Genomic DNA, 17,747 nt, shown 5'->3' on the forward strand with positions numbered 1-17,747 from the left:
CGAGAAACAGGTGCTGCCCTCCACGTCTCACGTACCTTCCGTCACAATGGTGCTGCCCAGCGCAATCGGACGACGGGGGTGTCGTGGACGGGTTGGTCGAGTTCAAGACCGGTGACGGGGCCGTGGTCGCGGTCGAGGCGGTGGAGGAGCGGTCCGGCTCGCGCCTGGTCTCCCGTGGCGACGGCACGGTCCAGGCGGCCCGCACGTTCGAGGGCGCCCTGGACGGAGTGCGGGCAGCGGCCGAGTCCGCGCTGCGAGTCTTCCGGGACGGCTCGCTGAGGCCCGACGGCGTGGAGATCGAGTTCGGGGTGAAACTGGCCGCCGAGACGGGCGCGTTCATCGCCAAGGGCACCGCCGAGGGCCATCTGGTGGTCAAGCTGACCTGGTCCCCGTCCACGCCGGAGGCCGCCTCCGCGCCGCACGTCCCGCCCGCACCGGATGCCGTCACACCGGATGCCGCGTCCGCTCCGGGGGCCGGCGCCGCCTCATGAGGAACGCCGTGGACAGTGCGGCGACGGGCGCCCTGAACAGCGCCGAGTGGCACGCCCGGATCGAGTTACGGGGCCGGGTGGCCGGAGCGGGTTTCCTGGTCACCCCGCGCACGGTGCTGACGTGCGCTCATGTCGTGGGCGACGGCGAGGACCTGACGGTGACCTTCACCGAACGGCCCGGCACCCCGGCCGTCCCCGCCCGGGTCGTCGCGCACGGCGGCTGGAGCGGCGGTGTCACCGACCCCGGCGACCTGGCCGTGCTGGAGCTGGACCGGGAGATGCCGATGGCCCCGGCCGCGCTGGCCCCGGTCGACGCGGCACACGGCCCGACGGCCCGACGGCTCGTCGTCTACGGCTTCCCGGACGGCTGGGACGAGGGCACCCTCGCCGAATGCCGGGTCACGGCACCACAGTTGATCAGACGCGAGTGGTTCCAGCTGGAGGCCTGGCACCAGGGCGGCCAGCCTCTGGCCCCCGGCTTCAGCGGGGCCGCCGTCACCCTGGCCGACACCGGCGAGGTCGTGGGCTTGGTCACGGCCGACTCGGGCAGCGGCGAGGTGCGCACCGGCCGGATGATGCCCACCCAGGTCATGGCCCGCTACTGGCCGGACCTGCAGAGCCTGGTCCCCACCTCCGACCACACCGGCGCCGACCGGGCCCGGCTGCGCGCCCTGGTCGAGAAGGCGGCCCGTGCCGGCGTCGACTGCGACCCGGCGCGGCTGTACACGGCGGCGGCCGACCCGTTCGACCCCCCGCCGCCGCAGGAGGGGTTCGACTCGCTGTGGTCGGCGGCCCTGTTCGTGCTGTGCGAACTCGACGGCCCGGGCGCCGCCCGCACCGTCGCCCGGTTCGCCGACCGGCTCCAGGATCTGCTGCACGCCCCGGCCGTGCAGCCGTCGGCACCCGACTGGTCGCCGATCCTGGTGGAGCTCGGGCACAGCGGGGCGGGCGACGGCCTGGTCCGGGTCGAGGTGTCCGCGTACAGCGAGGGGCGGCGGCACCCCGTCGAGTCCGGCACGGTCGAGCAACACCGGCTGCACGCGTACGTGCAGGAGGGGATCGAGGCGGCCTTCCGTCATCTGACGCCCGGCGCTGACGAGTTGGTCGCGTTCGCGCTGCCCCGGGACTGGCTGGACTGGCCGGTCGACCGCTGGGAGAGCGCCCCGGACGACGACACACCGCTCGGCTGCGTCTACCCGCTGGTCGTCACCGACCACGCCCGCCGCAAGGCCAGCACCCGGCACGTGCTGACCCGGACGTGGAAGCGTCTGGACTCCTGGCCGGGAGCGCGGATGCACCGGGTGGAGTGCGGCGGGCCGGAGGAGCCCGGGCGGCTGCGGTTGCGGCTGCGGCAGAGCGACGCCTGCCTCGCCGGGTTCGGCACCGCCCCGGCCGCCGCCCGCACCCGGCCCCACTTCGACGTCTCGCTCACCGCTCCGGCCCCGGTGATCGTGTGGTCGCGCGGCGGCTGCGGCTCCGGGCAGGAGGAGTGCGCCGGGGCGGACGGCTGCACCGGCAAGGTGTTCCTCGACGCGCTCGACGCCCACGTCATGGCCGTACCGCCCGCCGAACTCCCGCGCCACGTCCTCGCCCTGCGTGAGGAGGCGCTGGCCGAGGAGGACCACTGGGCCCACGGCATCCAGCTGCTCTGGGACGACCCGCGGCTCTTCGCCGACCCGCACGCCGTCACGCCCGCGCACGCGAGGTCGCCGGTGGCCTGACCCGCCCGCACGCGAGGCGACGCGCTTCGGGAAGACACCCGCACGCGAGGCGTCTCGGGAAACACCCGCACGAAAACGGAGAGCGGAGACCACTCCCCATGCCGCACTGGTCCGTCTACACCGGCCGCAACGAGCCGCACGACGGCATCGCCGACCTGCCCGCCCCGCCGCCCTGGCGTGCCTTCGACGGCGGGCCGGCCCTGCCGCCGCCCCACGACGGCGACGACGCGACGGCCGTCTCCCCCGACCGTGTGCACCGGGCGAGGTCGTACGTCGCCGGCGAGGAGAGCGTCCGGCTCGTCAACGCCGCGCTCTGCCTGCGCCGCCCCCTGCTCGTCACCGGCCCACCCGGCACCGGCAAGTCGTCCCTCGCCTACGCGGTGGCGCGCGAGCTGCGGCTCGGCCCGGTGCTGCGCTGGAACATCACCAGCCGCAGCTCGCTGGCGGACGGCCTCTACCAGTACGACCCGCTGTCCCGGCTGTACGCGGCCCGGGAAGGGCAGGAGGGACCCGGCGGTGTCGAGGACCACCTGCGGCTCGGCCCGCTCGGCACCGCCCTGCTCCCCTACGACCGGCCCCGCGCGCTGCTCGTCGACGAGATCGACAAGAGCGACCTCGACCTGCCGAACGACCTGCTGAACGTCCTGGAGGAGGGCCAGTACGAGATCCCGGAACTGGTCCGTGCCGCCCGGCACTCCGGCGACGGCACCGCCGAGGTCCTCGCCGACGGCACGGACACGCCGGTCGCCGTCCGCCGCGGCCGGGTCCGCTGCCGGGCCTTTCCGTTCGTCGTGCTGACCAGCAACGGGGAGCGCGAGTTTCCGCCCGCCTTCCTGCGCCGCTGCGTCCGGCTGAAGCTGCGCCGCCCCGGCCGGGACCAGCTCACCCACATCGTCCGGGCCCATCTGGACACGCCGAGCGATGACGCGGACCGCCTGATCAGCCGCTTCCTGGAGCGGGCCGCCGGCGGCGAACTGGCCACCGACCAGCTGCTGAACGCCCTCTACCTCACGGGAGTGGCGGGCCTGGACGCCGAGTCGCGCGACGACCTCGCCGAGCAGTTGATGCCGTACCTCAGCGCGGCGGCCGACGGCGATGGCTTCTGAGGCCGGATCCGGGCCGTCGCCGGTCGCACGGCTGGCGGCGGCCCTCTCGGCGGCGGGCGCCGCTCCGACGCCCCGGGAGATCGCCGAACTGCTGTGGCTGGCACGCCAGTTGGAGCAACCGGCAGAGGAGCCCCGCGCCGGGAAGCCCCCGGCCGGGCAGCCCGAGACCGGCCGGCCGGCCGCTCCGAAGACCCCCGCCACCGGAGGAGACCCGCCCGGCCCCGCCGAGCAGGCACCCGCCGCCCCCGCACCCGCGCACCCCACCGAGCCCCCGGTCCGGCCCGCTCACGACCGCGTGCCCCTCCGCCTCCCCGCCCCGAGGTCCCCGGACGGTTCGCAGCACCGTCCCGGCGCCGGTGGATCGCCCCTCCTCGCGCCCGCGCCCCCGATGCTCCCCCACCCCCTCGCGTTGCAACGCGCCCTGCGTCCGCTGCAGCGCAAAATGCCCTCCCCGCACGCGCGCCTGCTGGACGAGCGCGCGACGGCCGACCGGATCGCGCGGCTGGGCGCCCACCCGGACGTGTGGCTCCCCGTGCTGCGCCCGGCGCCCGACCGCTGGCTGCGCCTGAACCTCGTGCACGACACCGGCCCCACCATGCCGGTCTGGCGTCCCCTGGTGAGCGAACTGCACGCGGCACTCGCCCAGTCGGGCATCTTCCGCACGGTCACCCTGCACCCGGCCACGCCCGACGGCCGGGCCCGCCAGGTCCCCGTCCTCGACGACGGCCGCACGGCCACCCTCGTCGTCAGCGACTGCATGGGCCCGCAGTGGCGCCCGGGCGAGGCGGGCGAGCGCTGGTACCGCACCCTGCGGAACTGGGCCCACCGCATGCCGCTCGCCGTGGTCCAGCCCCTCCCCGAACACCTGTGGCCCACAACGGCGTTGCTCGCCGAGCCGGGCCTGCTGACGGCCCCCACCACCGCGGCCCCCACGGCGGCCCTCGCGTTCACCCCGTACGACGCGTCTCCGCCCCCGTACGAGGCTCTCCCGCTGCCGGTCCTGGAACCGGGCGCCCCCTGGCTCGCCCACTGGGCCGCCCTGCTCGCCGACCCGGGCGGGGGCCGCACACCCGGCGCGGTGGCCTGGCTGCCGCCCGCTCCCGCACCCCCCGCCGAGCCCGCCCCCGACCTCACCACCGCCTCCCCTGAGGACCTGGTGTTGCGTTTTCGCGCGACCGCCTCCCCCGAGGCCTTCCGTCTGGCCGGGCACCTCGCGCTGGCGGTCCCCTCGGTGCCGGTGATGCGTCTCGTCCAGCGCACCCTGGACCGCGACCCGCGCCCCCAGCACCTGGCCGAGGTGATCCTCAGCGGCATGCTCACCTCCGTCCCCGGCCCCTCCGGCTCCTACGCGTTCCGGCCCGGCGTACGGGAGTTGCTGCTGCGCTCACTGCCCCGCACGGCCCGCGGTCGCACCCGGGAGTTCCTCGCCCGGGTCGGGGGCCTGATCGACGAGCGCGCGGGGCTCGCGGCAGGTCAGTTCCGGGCCGAGACGGGCGACGGACACGGCGAGGCCGGCCCGGCGTTCGCGACGGTCAGCGCGGAGACCGTGCGGCGGCTAAGCGGGACGGACCCGCAATCGGACACAGGTACCGCCGCTCCCACGATCCTCTTCGAGTCCGACGACCTCACCGGCCACCCCGAGGCCCGCATCACCCTCGAGTACGCGGTGCACGAGATGCTCGCCCGCGGCGCGCTCGCCCCCCACCGGTTCGACGTACGCGTCCGCGGCAGCGGCTACGACGTCCACACCGAGCCCGGCACCTACCTCCTCCCCGTGCTGGTCGCCGTCCTGCGCGGCCTGCCCGAGGTGCTCACCGGACTCGTGGACCCACCGCCCCTGACCGTCACGTTCTGGGACCGGCCCGTCCCGCCGCCCGAGCCGCCGCCCGTGCCCGCCGACATCCAGGTGATCGTCTCCCCGGCCGTCTACGAGCAGTTCGCCGCCAGCTCGGCCGCCCATGGCCCCCAGCGCTTCCAGCCCCTCTACCAGGGCGGCGCCACGGACACCCCGCCCGTCGCCTGGTACTGCCCGCTGTCCCCCGCCACGACCCCCGAGCCCGAGGCCCGCGACCTGGTGCAGGGCCCCTTCATCACACGCGACCTGCGCCGGCTCGGCATACCGGCCCCGGGCCGCACGGCCGTCGTCCACACCCGGCCCGACGGCCCGCTGACCCTCCTCAATCCCGCCCGGCCGCACGGCGACGGCAAGACGCGGCTCGTGACGTACTACGAGGTCGACCTCACCACGCACCAGGCCCACCACCAGGTCTCCCTGCCGAGTTCCGGCAAGGGCGTCTTCGCCGCCGCGGTCGAGCTGTCCTGGCACGTGGAGGATCCGGTCGCCTTCGTGCGGGCCGAGGTCGGCCGGGTGTCCGAGCCGTTGCTCGACCACCTGCTGGAGGAGGCTGCCCGCATCACCCGCCGGCATCCGCTGCGCCGGGCGGGCGCCGCCCAGCGCGCGGTCAACGCCGGACTGCGCCGCTGGCCGGTGCCCGGGCTGTCGGTGACGGCGTCGGTACAACTGGACCGGGAGGGTGCGGCCCTGCCCGAACCGCAGGTGGCCGCGCCCGCGCAGCTCCCGCTGCCGCGGCTCCTCGGCGAGGCCGAGACCGTCCTGGTCGGCTTCGACGGCCCGATGACCCGTCTGTTCTCGGCGAGCGCCGCGCGCGAGGCCGTGCTCGGCCTGCTCGCCCTGGTCGACGAGCACCGCGACGCGCGGCACGCCCTGCCCGGCGCGGTGCGGGAGACGTTCGCCCATCCGCTGGACGTGCTGCGGGCTTTCGCGCGGGACCCTCTCGGGCCGTTGCTGCGCGAACGCCTGGACGAGATCGAACTGCGGGCGGTGCCGCACGCCCCGGCGACGCACAACTCCGCGCCCCTGGTCCGCACCCTGCACGCCTCCGGCCGCCGCGTCTGCGTCATCACGGACGTCTGCGCCGAGGCCGTCCCCCGCTATCTGCGGCCCTACGGCGCCCTGCCCGTGGCCGGCGTCCACGGACGCGCCGAGGACCTCGCGCTGCTCACCCCGCACCCGGACTGCATGCTGCGCGCCCTCGACGCCTGCGCCGGGTCGGCCGCGACGGGCCTGGTGATCGGTTCCACGGTCGCCGAGCTCGCCGCCGCCCAGCGGGCCGGGCTGCGTTTCGTCGGCCTCGCCCGGAACACCACCACCGACCGGCAGCTGCGCGAGGCCGGCTGCGAGACCACCGTGACCTCCCTCGCGCCCCTGCTGGAGGCCGCGCACTCCCTGTGACGAGACGGCGAACCCCCCGTTCGGCGGCACCCCGCCCGGCCCCCCACGAAAGGCGGCCCGGCTCCCTGCCGCGCACGATGCGAAAAGAGGCCCGCCGACCCGGCGGACCCACGTCTGCGAGGCCCGCCACCTGGCGGCCCCCCACGGTCTGTGCTCTCGGGAGGACCTGCCATGACCGCCAGTCTGGAGCAGTTGCGCCGCTGCCATTTCGCCGTCGACCTGGGGGCGGCCCGCACACGCGTCTACGTCAAGGGCGCCGGGCTCGTCGTCGACCAGCCGTCCGCCGCCGCCGTGAACACCCGCACCGGCGCGCTGATCGCGGTCGGCGAGCTCGCCGAGAAGATGACGGGGCGCACCCCGCACTACATCCGGGTGGTCCGGCCGGTCTCCGGCGGGACCGTCGTCGACATCGAGATGGCGCAGCGCATGCTGCGGCACCTGCTCGGCGACAAGATGCGCCGCGGCCTGCGCCGCAAGCCGATCCTGCGGGCCGCCGCCTGCACCCCGCACGACGCCGACCCGCTGGCCCAGCGCGCCGCGATCGAGACGCTCGTCGGCCTCGGTGCGCGCCGTGTGGAGCTGGTCGACACGCTCATCGCCGCCGCCGTCGGCTGCGGGCTGCCCGTGGAGCAGCCCGAGGCGACCATGATCATGGTGTGCGGGGCGGCGGCCACCCAGGTGGCCGTGCTGTCGCTCGGCTCCATCGTCACCGCCGAGCGCATCCCGGTGGGCGGGGAGGCCGTCGACCAGGCGATCGTGCAGCACCTGCGCCACGAGCACGAATTGATGCTGCCGAGCCAGTCGGTACGGCCGCTGCAACTGGCCCTGTCCGGCAACGGCCTCACCGCGCAGGGCCCGGCCTCCACGGAGATCCACGGCCGGGACGTCGCCACCGGCCTGGCCCGCTCCGTCCAGGTCGACACCGCGGCCGTCCGGGACGCCATCCAGACGCCGCTCACCGCGATCCTGGACGGCATCGGCAAGGTACTGCGGGCCTGCCCGCCCGACCTGGTCGCCGACCTCGGCGACCGGGGGATCATGATGGTCGGCGGCAGCGCCCTGCTGCCGGGCCTGGACCAGATGCTGCGTCAGGCGACGGGCATGCCGGTGCACATCGCCGAGCGCCCGGACGTGTGCGCCGTGCAGGGTCTCGGCGCGATGCTGGAGGGCCGGATCGCGCCGCTGGCGCTGGACCCGCTGAGCACCTGAGCGTCAGGCGCCGGACCCGGCGAGCACCTGAGCGTCAGGCGCCGGTCAGCGGGCGAACCAGCAGCGCACGGTCGTCCCGGTGTCGCTCCGGTGCACCCGCACCAGGTCGGCGATCAGATTGACCAGCAGGACCCCGCGCCCGCCGCGCTGCTCGCGGGGCACGGGCCGGCGTCCGGCCAGGATGTCCGCGAGCTGCCCCTCGTCGCGGACCTCGCACACCACGTACCCGTCCTCGGCCCACACCCGCAGCACGCCGGAACCACCCCCATGCACCACGCTGTTGGTGGTGAGCTCGGCCGTGGCGAGGGCCAGGTCGTCCAGCTTCACGCCGGCCAGGCCGAGCCGCGCGGCCTCCCCGACGGCCACGTGCCGGGCATGGGACAGCGAGTCGGAGACGAAGGAGAACGTCAGCGCGTCCCGCACCGGCGCCAGCGGCTCGTTGTAGCGGCTGACGACGTCCTCGGGAGCGTACGCGTCGTTGTCCCGCGCCGTGCGGGAGCCGGGGTGGATGACGGCGGGGTGGGTGGCGTACGCGTCGGCGACCATGTGCTCGGGCAGCCGCGCCACGTCGTACGGGCACATGATCGTCGCCGTACGCCCCCGGAAGGCGGCGTTGATGAGCGCCTCGTGCTGGGCGCAGGCCGGGTACTCGGTGTCGGAGCGGCCCGCCCAGACGGGCTCGCCGATGATCCGCACCCGGCGGCCGGCGGGCTGGGCGTCGGCGAAGGCGCGCAGCACGCCGGGGATGATCCGCCCGGGGTTGCGTCCGGCCTCGCGCATGTCCAGCAGCCGCACGGCTCCGGCGGCGTCCCCGAGCGCGTCCCTGATCAGGGCGAGGTTCTTGCCGGGCACGGCGACGGCGACCGGCTCTCCGGCGTCCAGGCCGTCGTGCACGAACGGCAGGGTGCCGTCGAGGTACTCCTGCTCGTCCCGGTAGAAGAGCGCGGGGTGGGCGAAGGGGTCGAGGGGCCCGAAGGGCTCGGTGACGGCAGTGGTCATGACGTCGACACCTCGATTCCCCTCTGGCCCGGCCACAGCAGGTCCAGCGTGCGCCGCAGGGCGGGCGGCGGCCTGCGCACCACGAACCGCCGGCCGTCCCGGAGCTGCCCGGCGGCGGCCGCGAGCGCGCCGGCGCCCGCGACGTCGACGAACGTCACGCCGGACAGCTCCAGGTAGTACACGTCTTCATCCTCGCGAACAGCCTGTTCCAGTACGCCTTCCCAGATCGCACGGGTCGTCAGGCCGACCTCGCCGGCCGCCCGGACGCCCTGCTGCCCGGCCAGCGGGAACACCGCGAGGCCCGGCACCGGGCCGCGAGGGCCGCTCTCCGACAGCTGATGCCGAGTGTTCAAGGCCCTCTCCCGACGCTTCTGGACCACTGCGCTCGTACCCGTACGACGAAAGCTCATTCCCCCAAAGGGTGTGTAGTACGCCGTACGCCGGGCAGGCGCACCTCACACCGACGTCCACGGGGGCGAGTGACGTGGTGCAGTCCGGCGAGCGAGACGAACACGACCGACGAGGACGACAAGGCGGTGACATGACCTCAGCGGCATCACCACATCTCACGGGAGGGCTGGACACCCTGGTCATCCGTGGCCGCGTCGACGCGGACCGCGCCGAGCTCACCCCGCGGGGTGAGCTCGTTCACGGCTGCGCGGACGTCCTGGCCCGGACCCTGGCCGGTATGCCGGCCACCGTCACCCGGGTCGACCTGGACATGGCGGGCGTGCACTTCATGGACACGGCCGGTCTGCAGTTCCTGGACGTGCTGGCCGACCACGGCCGGCAGCGGTCGCTGACGGTGACGGCGACGAACTGGAACGGCCAGCCGCGCCGGATCCTGGAACTGGCGGGCCTGGACACGACGGACCCGCTGACCGGTCTGGCCGTCACGGGCCCGGTTCCCGACGGGCCGCCGACCGCTCCCGCCTCCTCGGCGGTCGCCCTGGAACGCGCGGAGTGCCTGCACGTGCTGCAGGAGGAGGTCGAGCAGCTCCGCCAGGCCATCGCCTCCCGCCCGGTCATCGACCAGGCCCGGGGCATCCTCATGGCCACGCACGGCTGCACGTCCGACGAGGCGTGGCACATCCTGCGCGAGACGTCCCAGCTGTCGAACACCAAACTGCGCGATGTCGCGGCGGCGGTGACGGCGAGCGCGGAAGCGGACGGCCCCCCGCCGTCCCCCGAGCTGCGCACGGCGCTGCAACAGGCTGTCGCGCGGCGCCGCCGGGGCTGAACGGAGAAGGCCACATGGAGGCGGCACGACGGGGCACCCGTACCTCCCCAACCAAGTAAGGGAGTTACTCGTGATCATCGCGGTCGTCATAGCCGGGTGCGTGCTCCTGGCCGTGCTCGCCTTCCTCGTCCCCCGTCTCTCGCGCCACCCCGAGCGCGGCACCCAGCGTTCGCTCGGCGCGGGCGCCCGCGCCGGCAGCAAGGCCCCCGGCGTCCTGGGCAGGCTCTTCAGCAAGCCCTTCCACACGAGCTCCCGCGCGGTGAGCCGCAGCGGCTCGGCCGGCCGCCGCACGCGTGGTCGTATGCCCTTCTGACATACCGCCCGGCCGGACCGCCAGGCATGCTGGTCCGGTACAGCAGGGCAGGCAGAAGGAGACCTTCTCGATGGGCACCGCAGTGCATGTCCCGCAGACGCGGGACATGATCGGGGAGGAACTCTCCGGGGACGAGGCGTTCACCGCGCTGCGGCGCTACGGGGGCCGTCGGCTGCTCGTCGACGCGTTCACCCGGTTCCGCTACGCCGACGGCTTCAGCAACTCCCGCTCCCTCGCCTTCCAGGTGGTCCTCGGGATGGTGCCGTTCACCATCGCCCTGGTCGGTGTCGCCACCACCGTGCACACCGAGAGCGTGGGGCGGATCATCGAACTCACCCTCGGCCGGATCGTGCCCGGCGCCAGCGCGGAGCTGATCGAGGACGCCCTCGACGGCACCGAGCGCAGCGCCGGTTCCGGCGTCTGGGGCGCCGTCGCCATGTGGACGGGCCTGGCCTTCGCCGTACTCAACCTGGCCTCGGCGATGGCCCAGGTCGAGCGGGGCGCCAACCGCATCTACGGCATCGAGCGCGACCGGCCCTTCCTGGCCAAGTACGGCCGTTCCCTGCTCCTCGCCCTCGCCGCGGGCATGCCGATGGTGCTGGGATTCCTCGTGCTCGTCGCGGGCGACGCCGTCGGCAGCGCGGTGGTGGAGACCTACGGCTGGTCCCGCACCTGGCTCGGCTGGTGGGGCGCCCTCGACGTGCCCCTGGGCGTGGTGCTCGCCTGGGTCGCCTCGGCGGTGATCTTCCGCTGGGCGCCCCGCCGGGACCAACCGGGCTACACCTGGCTGGCGTTCGGCTCGGCGGTCCATCTGGTGCTGTGGATCACGGCCACCTGGCTGCTGGCCCTCTACGTCGCCGAGAGCGGTTCCTTCGGCGCGGTGTACGGGCCGCTGACGGCGTTCGTCGCCCTGCTGCTGTGGGCCAACCTGACCGGGGTGGTGCTGTTCCTCGGCATCGCGTTCGCCGCTCAGCTGGAGGCGGCCCGGGCCGGCATCACCGAGGCCGTGCACCCGGACCCGGGACCGGGCCCGTGACGTCCACCGCTGACGCGCGCCCGGCCCCTGTGATCACCGCGCGGAACCAGGACGTATCGTCCTCGGTGTGAGCGACGTGCCCCCCGCGACCAGCGACGTGCCCCCCGCGACCACAGCACCGGCAGACCTCGAAGCGACCCCCACACCCCCCGGACCGGCCGGCCCCTCGGTGACCGGCGACGACCCGGCCCTGCGGGCGGCCTACCGACTGTGCCGGCGCCGGACGAAGGACGAGGACCCGGCGGAGTACGCGCTGATCCAGCTGGTGCCCGCGGCCCTGCGCCCGGCGCTGCACGCCCTGTGGGCGGCCGCCAACGCCCTGGACGACCTGGGCGACGACCGCACCGCGCCCGCCGCCGAGCGGGCCGCCCGGGTCGGGGCCTGGATCACCGCCCTGCACCGCGAACTGCCCACCGGATCGAGCCCGGACCCGGTCCGCCGCGCCCTGGTGGACACCGCGAACCGCTGGCGCCTGGACCTGTCCGAGCTGCGCGACGCCATGGCCCAGGTCCAGGACGACACCGGCGGCAGGCACTTCACCGACTGGGCCGAGTGGCGCACCTGGGGCCGGGACAACCTCCTGCCCTGGTTCGGCCTGGTCCGCACGGTCTTCGACCGGGCCGGCATCCCCGTCGCCCTGCGTCTGGACACCCGGGAGACCTACGAGGAGTTCCTCGACGGCGTCCGGCTCACCGACATCCTCACCGACCTGGCCGCCGACCTCGCCCAGGGCGACCTCCTGCTGCCCGCCGAGGCCCTCGACCTCCACCCCGGGTCGGCGGCCGACCTGGCGCGGCGCCGCTGGAGTCCCGCCGTCGCCGCCCTGATCACGCACCTGACCGGCCTGGCGCGCCAGTGGGTGAGCCACGAGTCGCTCACCCGCGGCATGCACCCCGGCCCCGCCACGGTCCTGCACACGATGGCCGCCCTGCTGCGCGCCCAGCTCGACGCGATCGACGCCGCGGGTCCGGCCCTGCTCCGCTCGCCGCCCCGGCCCGCGCTGCGCACCCGGGCCCGCATCCTCGCCCCCGCCCGGACCCGCGCGGCCCTGGCCTGGAGCCTGACCCCGCTGACGGTGCCGCCGCCGCAACACCCCGGCGCCCACCGGCCCCCGGCACCGGCCCGGCCGGCACCCGCCCCCGGCACCTTCCGGCTGCCGCCGCCCCACCCGAGCGGCGCGCGGCCCCCCGAGATCCCGCCCGGCGATCTGCCCGCCCACGTCGCCGTGATCATGGACGGCAACGGCCGCTGGGCCCAGCAGCGCGGCCTGCCCCGGCACGAGGGCCACCGCGCCGGTGCCGCCGCGGTCCGCGAGGTGGTCCATGGCGCCCTGGACCTCGGCCTGCGCCATCTGACGCTCTACACCTTCTCCACCGAGAACTGGCACCGCGACCCGGAGGAGGTCGACGCGATCCTCGACCTGCTGCGCCGCGAACTGGCCGAGAACCCCTTCCGCGACCTCGACGTCCGGATGCGCTGGCACGGCCGCGCCGGCCGCCTGCCCCCCGACCTGGTCGACGTGCTCCACCTGAGGGAGCGCACCACGCGCGCCCGTACCGGCCTGACCCTGACGATGTGCATCGACTACGGCGGCCGGGACGAGCTCACCCGCACGGCCGCCGCCCTGGCCGGCCGGGCCCGGGAGGGCCGTCTGGAGCCCCACCTGATCGCCGAGGACGACTTCGCGCGGCACCTGCCCCTGGCGGACCTGCCGGACGTGGACCTGCTCTGGCGCACGGGCGGCGAACAGCGCGTCTCCAACTTCCTGCCCTGGCACACGGCCTACGCGGAGCTGCACTTCACGCCCGGCCTCTGGCCCGACACCGACCGCCGCGACCTCTGGCAGGCGCTCACCGCGTACACCCACCGCCAGCGCCACCACGGCGCGACCCCGGCCACGTCCCCCACCGACGGACCGTCAGCAGCCCACTGCTCGACGGCCCCTGCTGCGGGGCCGGGCGGGTGAACCGGATGAGCCGCTCAGGAGCGGCACCGCCCTTCTCGCTCTCCCGCGAGTAGAAACGGTTCTGCGCCTGTAGCGCGGTGGGGCCTGCGGACGCACGGCCAGGGCGGAGCTTGATCCGGCCGGGAACGAAGACCAGCGCCCCAGCTCGGGAGGCGATCTCGACCCCGCCCGCAGCGGACTCCCTTTCCAACCGCGCGGAGGCTCTCCCCGGGTGCTGAGGCAGAGCCTCTACGCCATTCGGGGAGCGGGGCAGCACGGCGACCAGGCCCGCCGCAAAAATTCGAAGCTCGGGTTCTCCGTGGTGGCGCCGATCAGGGGGACGGTGCCGTCCTCGACGTAGGGCAGGAAGCTGTCCTGCTGGGCACGCTTGAAGCGGTGGATCTCGTCGACGAACAGCAGGCAGGTGTGGCTCAGCCGCTCATGGGGAAGCTCGCGGTGCTCATCGGACACGGGGGCGGTCGCGTCTCGGCAGCCGCTCGGCGGCCAGGTCGTAGGAATCTTCGACCGCGTCGGTGACCAGCCGCTCGGTGATGCCGGGGCCAGGCCCGAGCGAGATCCAGTGGCGTTTGTCGAGGTAGCGGCCCGGTGAGATCGAGGGGTAGCCGCTTACATGCGCGCGGGCGTGTTCGGGTTCGCACTTGACCGTGATGATCTGTTCGTCCGGGTCGTCGGTGACGATCAGGAACACTTTCCCCGCGACCTTGTACACGTCGAGTCCCGGGGTGAAGGGGTAGCCGTGGCTGACGTCGGGGAGGGCCAGGGCCACCCGGCGGGCGGTGCCCTGGAGCCGCGCACCCGCCGCGCTCACCGGGCCCCCCGCGTGCCGGTGCCGTAGGTGTGCGGGTCGACAGGCCGCTCAGCCTTGGGCAGGTGAGCGACAACGAGACGATAGGAGTCGGTGACGAGCTCCCTGACGAGTTCCTCGTCGACGCCTTCTCCGCTCTCCAGGGTGATCCAGTGCTTCTTGTTCATGTGGTAGCCGGGGGTGATGTGGCTGTACTGCTCCCGCAGGGCGTAGGCCTCTCCGGGGTCCGCCTTGAGGATCACGACAGGCCGCCCCGGGACATCGGTCATCAGCATGAACACCTTGCCGCGCACCTTGTAGACCTCCCAGTCGGGGCCGAAGGGGTGCTCCAGCTGGGCCCCGGGGAGTTCCTCCGCGCAGTCGGCGGCGATCTTGTGCAAGGCCGATCCATTCATGGGTGGTGAGCCTCCTCAGGTGGTGACGGGCTGCGGCATCGCAGAAGGCGCGGAGCGCGCCGCGCGGGCGCGCCGGCACGTCCCATCCTTCCGCCGCAGCCGATCGGAAGGGCGCTAGGCTGCGGACACGTGATGGTCGACAAGCGACACCGCGACCCGAGCGGAAGCACGGCCGGACCGGCTGCGGTTCCGCTGTACGGTTTCCAGCCCCCGGTCGGTACTCCCTACGGCCTTGAGGTGAGCACCGTCGAGGACTTCTTCGCCCAGCACGACGACTGGCCGTGGAACCCGCCCCGTCCAGGCCGTGCCACCTTCCACTACCTCATCGCGGTCACCGAGGGTGAGCTGCTCCACGACGTCGATCACGTCACGCGGACGGTCGCCGCCGGCCAGTGGCTGTGGGTGCGTCCGGGGCATGCGCAGTGCTGGCATCCGCCCGGCGCGGCCCGCGGCCCGTTCATCCTGTTCGAACCGGATGTAGTGCGGCCCGACGTAGCCCGTCTTCTGGCCCCGCTCACCGCGCACGAGGCCCCTGCCGTGCTCAGCCCGCGCCCCGACGACACCGCCTGGCTCCAGCAGACGGCACTCCAGCTCCTGGACGAACACCGCGCCCTGGGGCGCCGCCCCCTCGACATCCACCACGCCCTGCGGCGCAGCCTGCTCGAATCACTGCTGCTGCGCCTGGCCGACTCCCCGGGCATCGCCCCCATCGGCACGGCCACGGCCCACGCGGGCCGCGCCGACCGGTACCGGCGCTTCCTGGACGCCTTGGAGCTGCACTTCCGCGAACTCCACCAAGCCGCAGACTACGCCGAGTTGCTCGGCTGCTCGGTCCGCACCCTCAGCCGCGCCGCCCAAGACGCCACCGGCAAGGGAGTACGTGAACTCATCGACGAGCGGCGCCTCCTCGAAGCCCGGCGCCTGCTGAGAGGAGCCCGATGGGATGCCCGTACCGTGGCCGTGCACCTCGGCTTCACCGATCCCGCGAACTTCGGCCGCTTCTTCCGCGACCGCACCGGCCTCACCCCGTCCGCCTTCGCGGCCGGCGAATCCCCGATTCTCCCCCCTCGCTCCCTTGGTTGACGAGATCTCGGTGGTTTCCGGCTGGGTCTCAGTCGATGGCCTCGATGGCGACGTCGACCGCGCCGCCGTACTTCTTGAGAGCATCGGCCCCAAGTGGTCGATTTTCCCGGGGATCACGATGCCGGGGTCGGGGATGGACTCGCCGTCGTGGTCATAGCAGACGGCGATGTCGGGGCCAGGTGACCAGTAGGCGATGTCGCCGATCTCGTAGCTGAACCGCGGCTCGCCTCCCACGGCGAGAGACCGGGACAGGTGACCGTACGCCTCGCGCTTGATGCCCGTGCGGGCCGCGTGGAGTGGCGGCTCAGTCGGTGGTGAAGCTGGACAGCATCGCGGCCGGGAGGCGGCTGCCTGCCGAGCCGTGGGGAAGGATCTCGGCGATGCGGGCCAGATCGGTGGCGGAGAGCTGGACGTCGGTGGCGCCGGCGTTCTCCTCGAGGCGCTTGGTGCTGCGGGTGCCGGGAATGGGCGCGACGTCCTCGCCCTGGGCGAGCAGCCAGGCCAGCGCGAGCTGGGCGACGGTGATACCCGCGGTGTCGGCCAGGTCCTTGAGCTGCTCGGTGGCGTGCAGGTTGTACGTGTAGTTCTCGCCCTGCCAACGCTCGTCCCAGCTGCGCATGTCGTCCGCGGGGTATTCGCCGGCGGGCTTGACCTGGCCGGTGAGGAAGCCGCGACCGAGCGGGGAGTAGGGCACCAGGCCGACGCCGAGTTCCCGCAGAACGGGAAGGATCTTCTCCTCGACCTCCCGCTCGAAGAGCGAGTACTCGTACTGGAGCACGGAGACCGGGGTGACGGCGTGGGCGCGCCGGATGTACTGGGGGCCGACGTTGCTCAGACCGAAGTACTTCACCTTGCCTTCGGTGATCAGTTCGCCGACCACGCCGGCGACCTCCTCGACCGGAACGTCCGGGTCGGAGATGTGCTGGTAGAAGAGGTCGATGTGGTCGCTCTGCAGGTAGCGCAGGCTGTTCTCGGCGACCTTGCGGATGTTTTCCGGGCGGCTGTTGAAGCCGGGGCTGAGCGCCGGGGCGGTCATGTCGAAGCCGAACTTGGTCGCGAGGACCACCTCGTCGCGGAAGTCCCGGGCCTCAGTCGTCCAGGACGACGACGTGCTTGCCCGGCGTTGTGCCGGACTCGACGTCGGCCTGGGCGTCACGGACCTGTTCCAGGCCGTGGTAGACCTTCGCGACCGGGACGTTGAGGCGTCCTGCGGCGATGGCCTGGAGCTGGTGGGCGAAGACGTCGGCCGGGAGGTCGGCTGCCTGACCGCCGTAGGACGTCAGCCGCACCCCGCCCGGGATCATGAACGGGCTGAAATCGGGGATCGTCCACTGGCCCGCCAGGGCTCCGGTGAAGCAGACGGTGCCGTGCCGGCGGACGGTGCGGAGGGTGTCGGCGAGGACCGAGCAGCCCACCAGCTCCAGTACGGCGTCGACACCCTCCGGCATCAGCTCGCGCACCTGGTCGGCGATCGTGCCGCTGTCGACGAGGGGATGGTCGACGCCCGCGGCCCGCAGGTCCCCGGCCCGTTCCGGGCTGCGGGTGGTGGACAGCACGGTGGCTCCGAGGTCCTTCGCGATCGTGGCCGCGCTCAGCCCGACCGTGGAGGTGCCGCCGCGGATCAGCAGCGTCTGCCCGGCCTTGAGGTCCAGGCCGGTGGTCAGCGATCCGTAGGCGGTCTGGAACATCTCCGGCAGCGCACCGACGACCTCCCACGGCAGACCGGACTCGAACGGGATGACCTGCCCGGCCGGAACGCTCACGTACTGGGCGTACGTGCCGTCGTAGGAGCGGCCCATGCCGCCCATCATCGTGGCCACCTGCTGTCCCGGCCGCAGCCCGCTGTCCTCATCGGCCTCATCGACCACGCCGACGCCCTCGATGCCGGGCACACGCGGGTAGCCGACCTCCGCATCCGACTCGCCCTTGCGGGTGGTGACCTCGGACTCGTTGACGCCGAACGCCTTCACCCTGATCCGCACCCAGCCGGGCTTTCGTGCGGGCACCGGCACATCCTGGATCTCCAGTGCGTCGAGGCCGCCGGGCCGGGTGACGACGACGGCCCGCATCGTGGCTGGTGCGGCCTCGCCGGCTGCTGTCGGTTGGCTCATGCCGGATTCCTCACTCTGT

Annotated in this window: 16 protein-coding genes and 2 pseudogenes; 10 read left to right on the forward strand and 8 right to left on the reverse strand. The window is 73.8% G+C overall.

Annotated features, from left to right (window positions below; genetic code table 11):
* Positions 1–83: 83 nt before the first annotated feature.
* The 5 genes from QOL88_RS12205 (at position 84) to QOL88_RS12225 (ending at position 7,780) form a co-directional block, all read left to right on the forward strand.
* Positions 84–491, forward strand: a complete 408-nt coding sequence (locus tag QOL88_RS12205) for a CU044_2847 family protein (protein ID WP_257027725.1) — start codon at positions 84–86, stop codon at positions 489–491.
* A gap of 32 nt (positions 492–523) precedes the next feature.
* Positions 524–2,212: a VMAP-C domain-containing protein gene (locus QOL88_RS12210; protein ID WP_097222959.1), complete on the forward strand. Its 1,689-nt coding sequence runs from the start codon at positions 524–526 to the stop codon at positions 2,210–2,212.
* A 98-nt stretch (positions 2,213–2,310) separates the two neighbouring features.
* On the forward strand, positions 2,311–3,318 hold the full coding sequence (locus QOL88_RS12215; protein WP_097216458.1) for an AAA family ATPase: 1,008 nt from the start codon (positions 2,311–2,313) through the stop codon (positions 3,316–3,318).
* Entirely contained in the window at positions 3,308–6,571 is a 3,264-nt protein-coding gene (locus QOL88_RS12220) for an SAV_2336 N-terminal domain-related protein (RefSeq protein ID WP_101927778.1), read from the forward strand. Before QOL88_RS12215 ends, QOL88_RS12220 begins: the two co-directional genes overlap by 11 nt.
* 171 nt (positions 6,572–6,742) lie before the next feature.
* Positions 6,743–7,780, forward strand: coding sequence for a rod shape-determining protein (locus QOL88_RS12225; RefSeq protein WP_097216459.1), 1,038 nt, complete (start codon positions 6,743–6,745; stop codon positions 7,778–7,780).
* A 45-nt stretch (positions 7,781–7,825) separates the two neighbouring features.
* On the opposite strand, the gene QOL88_RS12230 is transcribed toward QOL88_RS12225, so the two are convergent.
* Both QOL88_RS12230 and QOL88_RS12235 read right to left on the reverse strand, forming a co-directional pair.
* Complete coding sequence (locus QOL88_RS12230; protein ID WP_097216460.1) at positions 7,826–8,779, reverse strand: anti-sigma factor RsbA family regulatory protein; 954 nt, start codon at positions 8,777–8,779, stop codon at positions 7,826–7,828.
* Complete coding sequence (locus QOL88_RS12235) at positions 8,776–9,132, reverse strand: STAS domain-containing protein (RefSeq protein WP_257027726.1); 357 nt, start codon at positions 9,130–9,132, stop codon at positions 8,776–8,778. The genes QOL88_RS12230 and QOL88_RS12235 overlap by 4 nt, the downstream gene beginning before the upstream one ends.
* Positions 9,133–9,320: 188 nt before the next feature.
* Between QOL88_RS12235 and QOL88_RS12240 the strand changes: the two genes are divergently transcribed.
* The 4 genes from QOL88_RS12240 (at position 9,321) to uppS (ending at position 13,334) form a co-directional block, all read left to right on the forward strand.
* A complete protein-coding gene (locus QOL88_RS12240) occupies positions 9,321–10,019 on the forward strand; it encodes an ANTAR domain-containing protein (protein WP_097216462.1) in 699 nt (232 codons plus the stop codon).
* Positions 10,020–10,089: 70 nt separating this feature from the next.
* Positions 10,090–10,332 carry a DUF6411 family protein gene (locus tag QOL88_RS12245; protein ID WP_031111933.1) on the forward strand — a complete coding sequence of 81 codons (243 nt, stop codon included), beginning with the start codon at positions 10,090–10,092 and terminating at the stop codon, positions 10,330–10,332.
* 70 nt (positions 10,333–10,402) lie between these two features.
* Positions 10,403–11,368, forward strand: a complete 966-nt coding sequence (locus QOL88_RS12250; protein ID WP_097216463.1) for a YihY/virulence factor BrkB family protein — start codon at positions 10,403–10,405, stop codon at positions 11,366–11,368.
* Between the two features lie 67 nt (positions 11,369–11,435).
* A complete protein-coding gene (gene uppS, locus QOL88_RS12255) occupies positions 11,436–13,334 on the forward strand; it encodes a polyprenyl diphosphate synthase (RefSeq protein ID WP_257027728.1) in 1,899 nt (632 codons plus the stop codon).
* A 228-nt stretch (positions 13,335–13,562) separates the two neighbouring features.
* Here uppS and QOL88_RS12260 read toward each other — a convergent pair whose 3' ends face one another.
* Genes QOL88_RS12260 through QOL88_RS12270 form a run of 3 tightly spaced genes read right to left on the reverse strand, consistent with a single transcriptional unit; the run spans position 13,563 to position 14,534 of the window.
* A complete protein-coding gene (locus QOL88_RS12260; RefSeq protein WP_179878713.1) occupies positions 13,563–13,784 on the reverse strand; it encodes a hypothetical protein in 222 nt (73 codons plus the stop codon).
* Positions 13,774–14,142: an MmcQ/YjbR family DNA-binding protein gene (locus tag QOL88_RS12265; RefSeq protein WP_097216464.1), complete on the reverse strand. Its 369-nt coding sequence runs from the start codon at positions 14,140–14,142 to the stop codon at positions 13,774–13,776. Before QOL88_RS12265 ends, QOL88_RS12260 begins: the two co-directional genes overlap by 11 nt.
* Positions 14,139–14,534, reverse strand: coding sequence for an MmcQ/YjbR family DNA-binding protein (locus tag QOL88_RS12270; RefSeq protein WP_097216465.1), 396 nt, complete (start codon positions 14,532–14,534; stop codon positions 14,139–14,141). The genes QOL88_RS12265 and QOL88_RS12270 overlap by 4 nt, the downstream gene beginning before the upstream one ends.
* 237 nt (positions 14,535–14,771) lie before the next feature.
* Between QOL88_RS12270 and QOL88_RS12275 the strand changes: the two genes are divergently transcribed.
* Positions 14,772–15,617, forward strand: a complete 846-nt coding sequence (locus tag QOL88_RS12275) for a helix-turn-helix domain-containing protein (RefSeq protein WP_097222961.1) — start codon at positions 14,772–14,774, stop codon at positions 15,615–15,617.
* 108 nt (positions 15,618–15,725) lie between these two features.
* On the opposite strand, the pseudogene QOL88_RS38835 reads toward QOL88_RS12275, so the two are convergent.
* The 3 genes and pseudogenes from QOL88_RS38835 to QOL88_RS12285 all read right to left on the reverse strand — a co-directional run.
* Positions 15,726–16,010: pseudogene (locus QOL88_RS38835) on the reverse strand (cyclophilin-like fold protein); the annotation flags it as partial.
* Positions 15,922–16,701 (reverse strand): annotated as a pseudogene (locus QOL88_RS12280) (aldo/keto reductase); the annotation flags it as partial. The pseudogenes QOL88_RS12280 and QOL88_RS38835, both read right to left, overlap by 89 nt.
* Positions 16,702–16,705: 4 nt before the next feature.
* Positions 16,706–17,728 (reverse strand): alcohol dehydrogenase catalytic domain-containing protein, encoded by a 1,023-nt coding sequence (locus QOL88_RS12285; protein WP_179878844.1) that lies wholly within the window; start codon positions 17,726–17,728, stop codon positions 16,706–16,708.
* Positions 17,729–17,747 lie beyond the last annotated feature (19 nt).

Source organism: Streptomyces sp. Ag82_O1-12 (assembly GCF_900182715.1).
Lineage (GTDB): Bacteria > Actinomycetota > Actinomycetes > Streptomycetales > Streptomycetaceae > Streptomyces > Streptomyces massasporeus.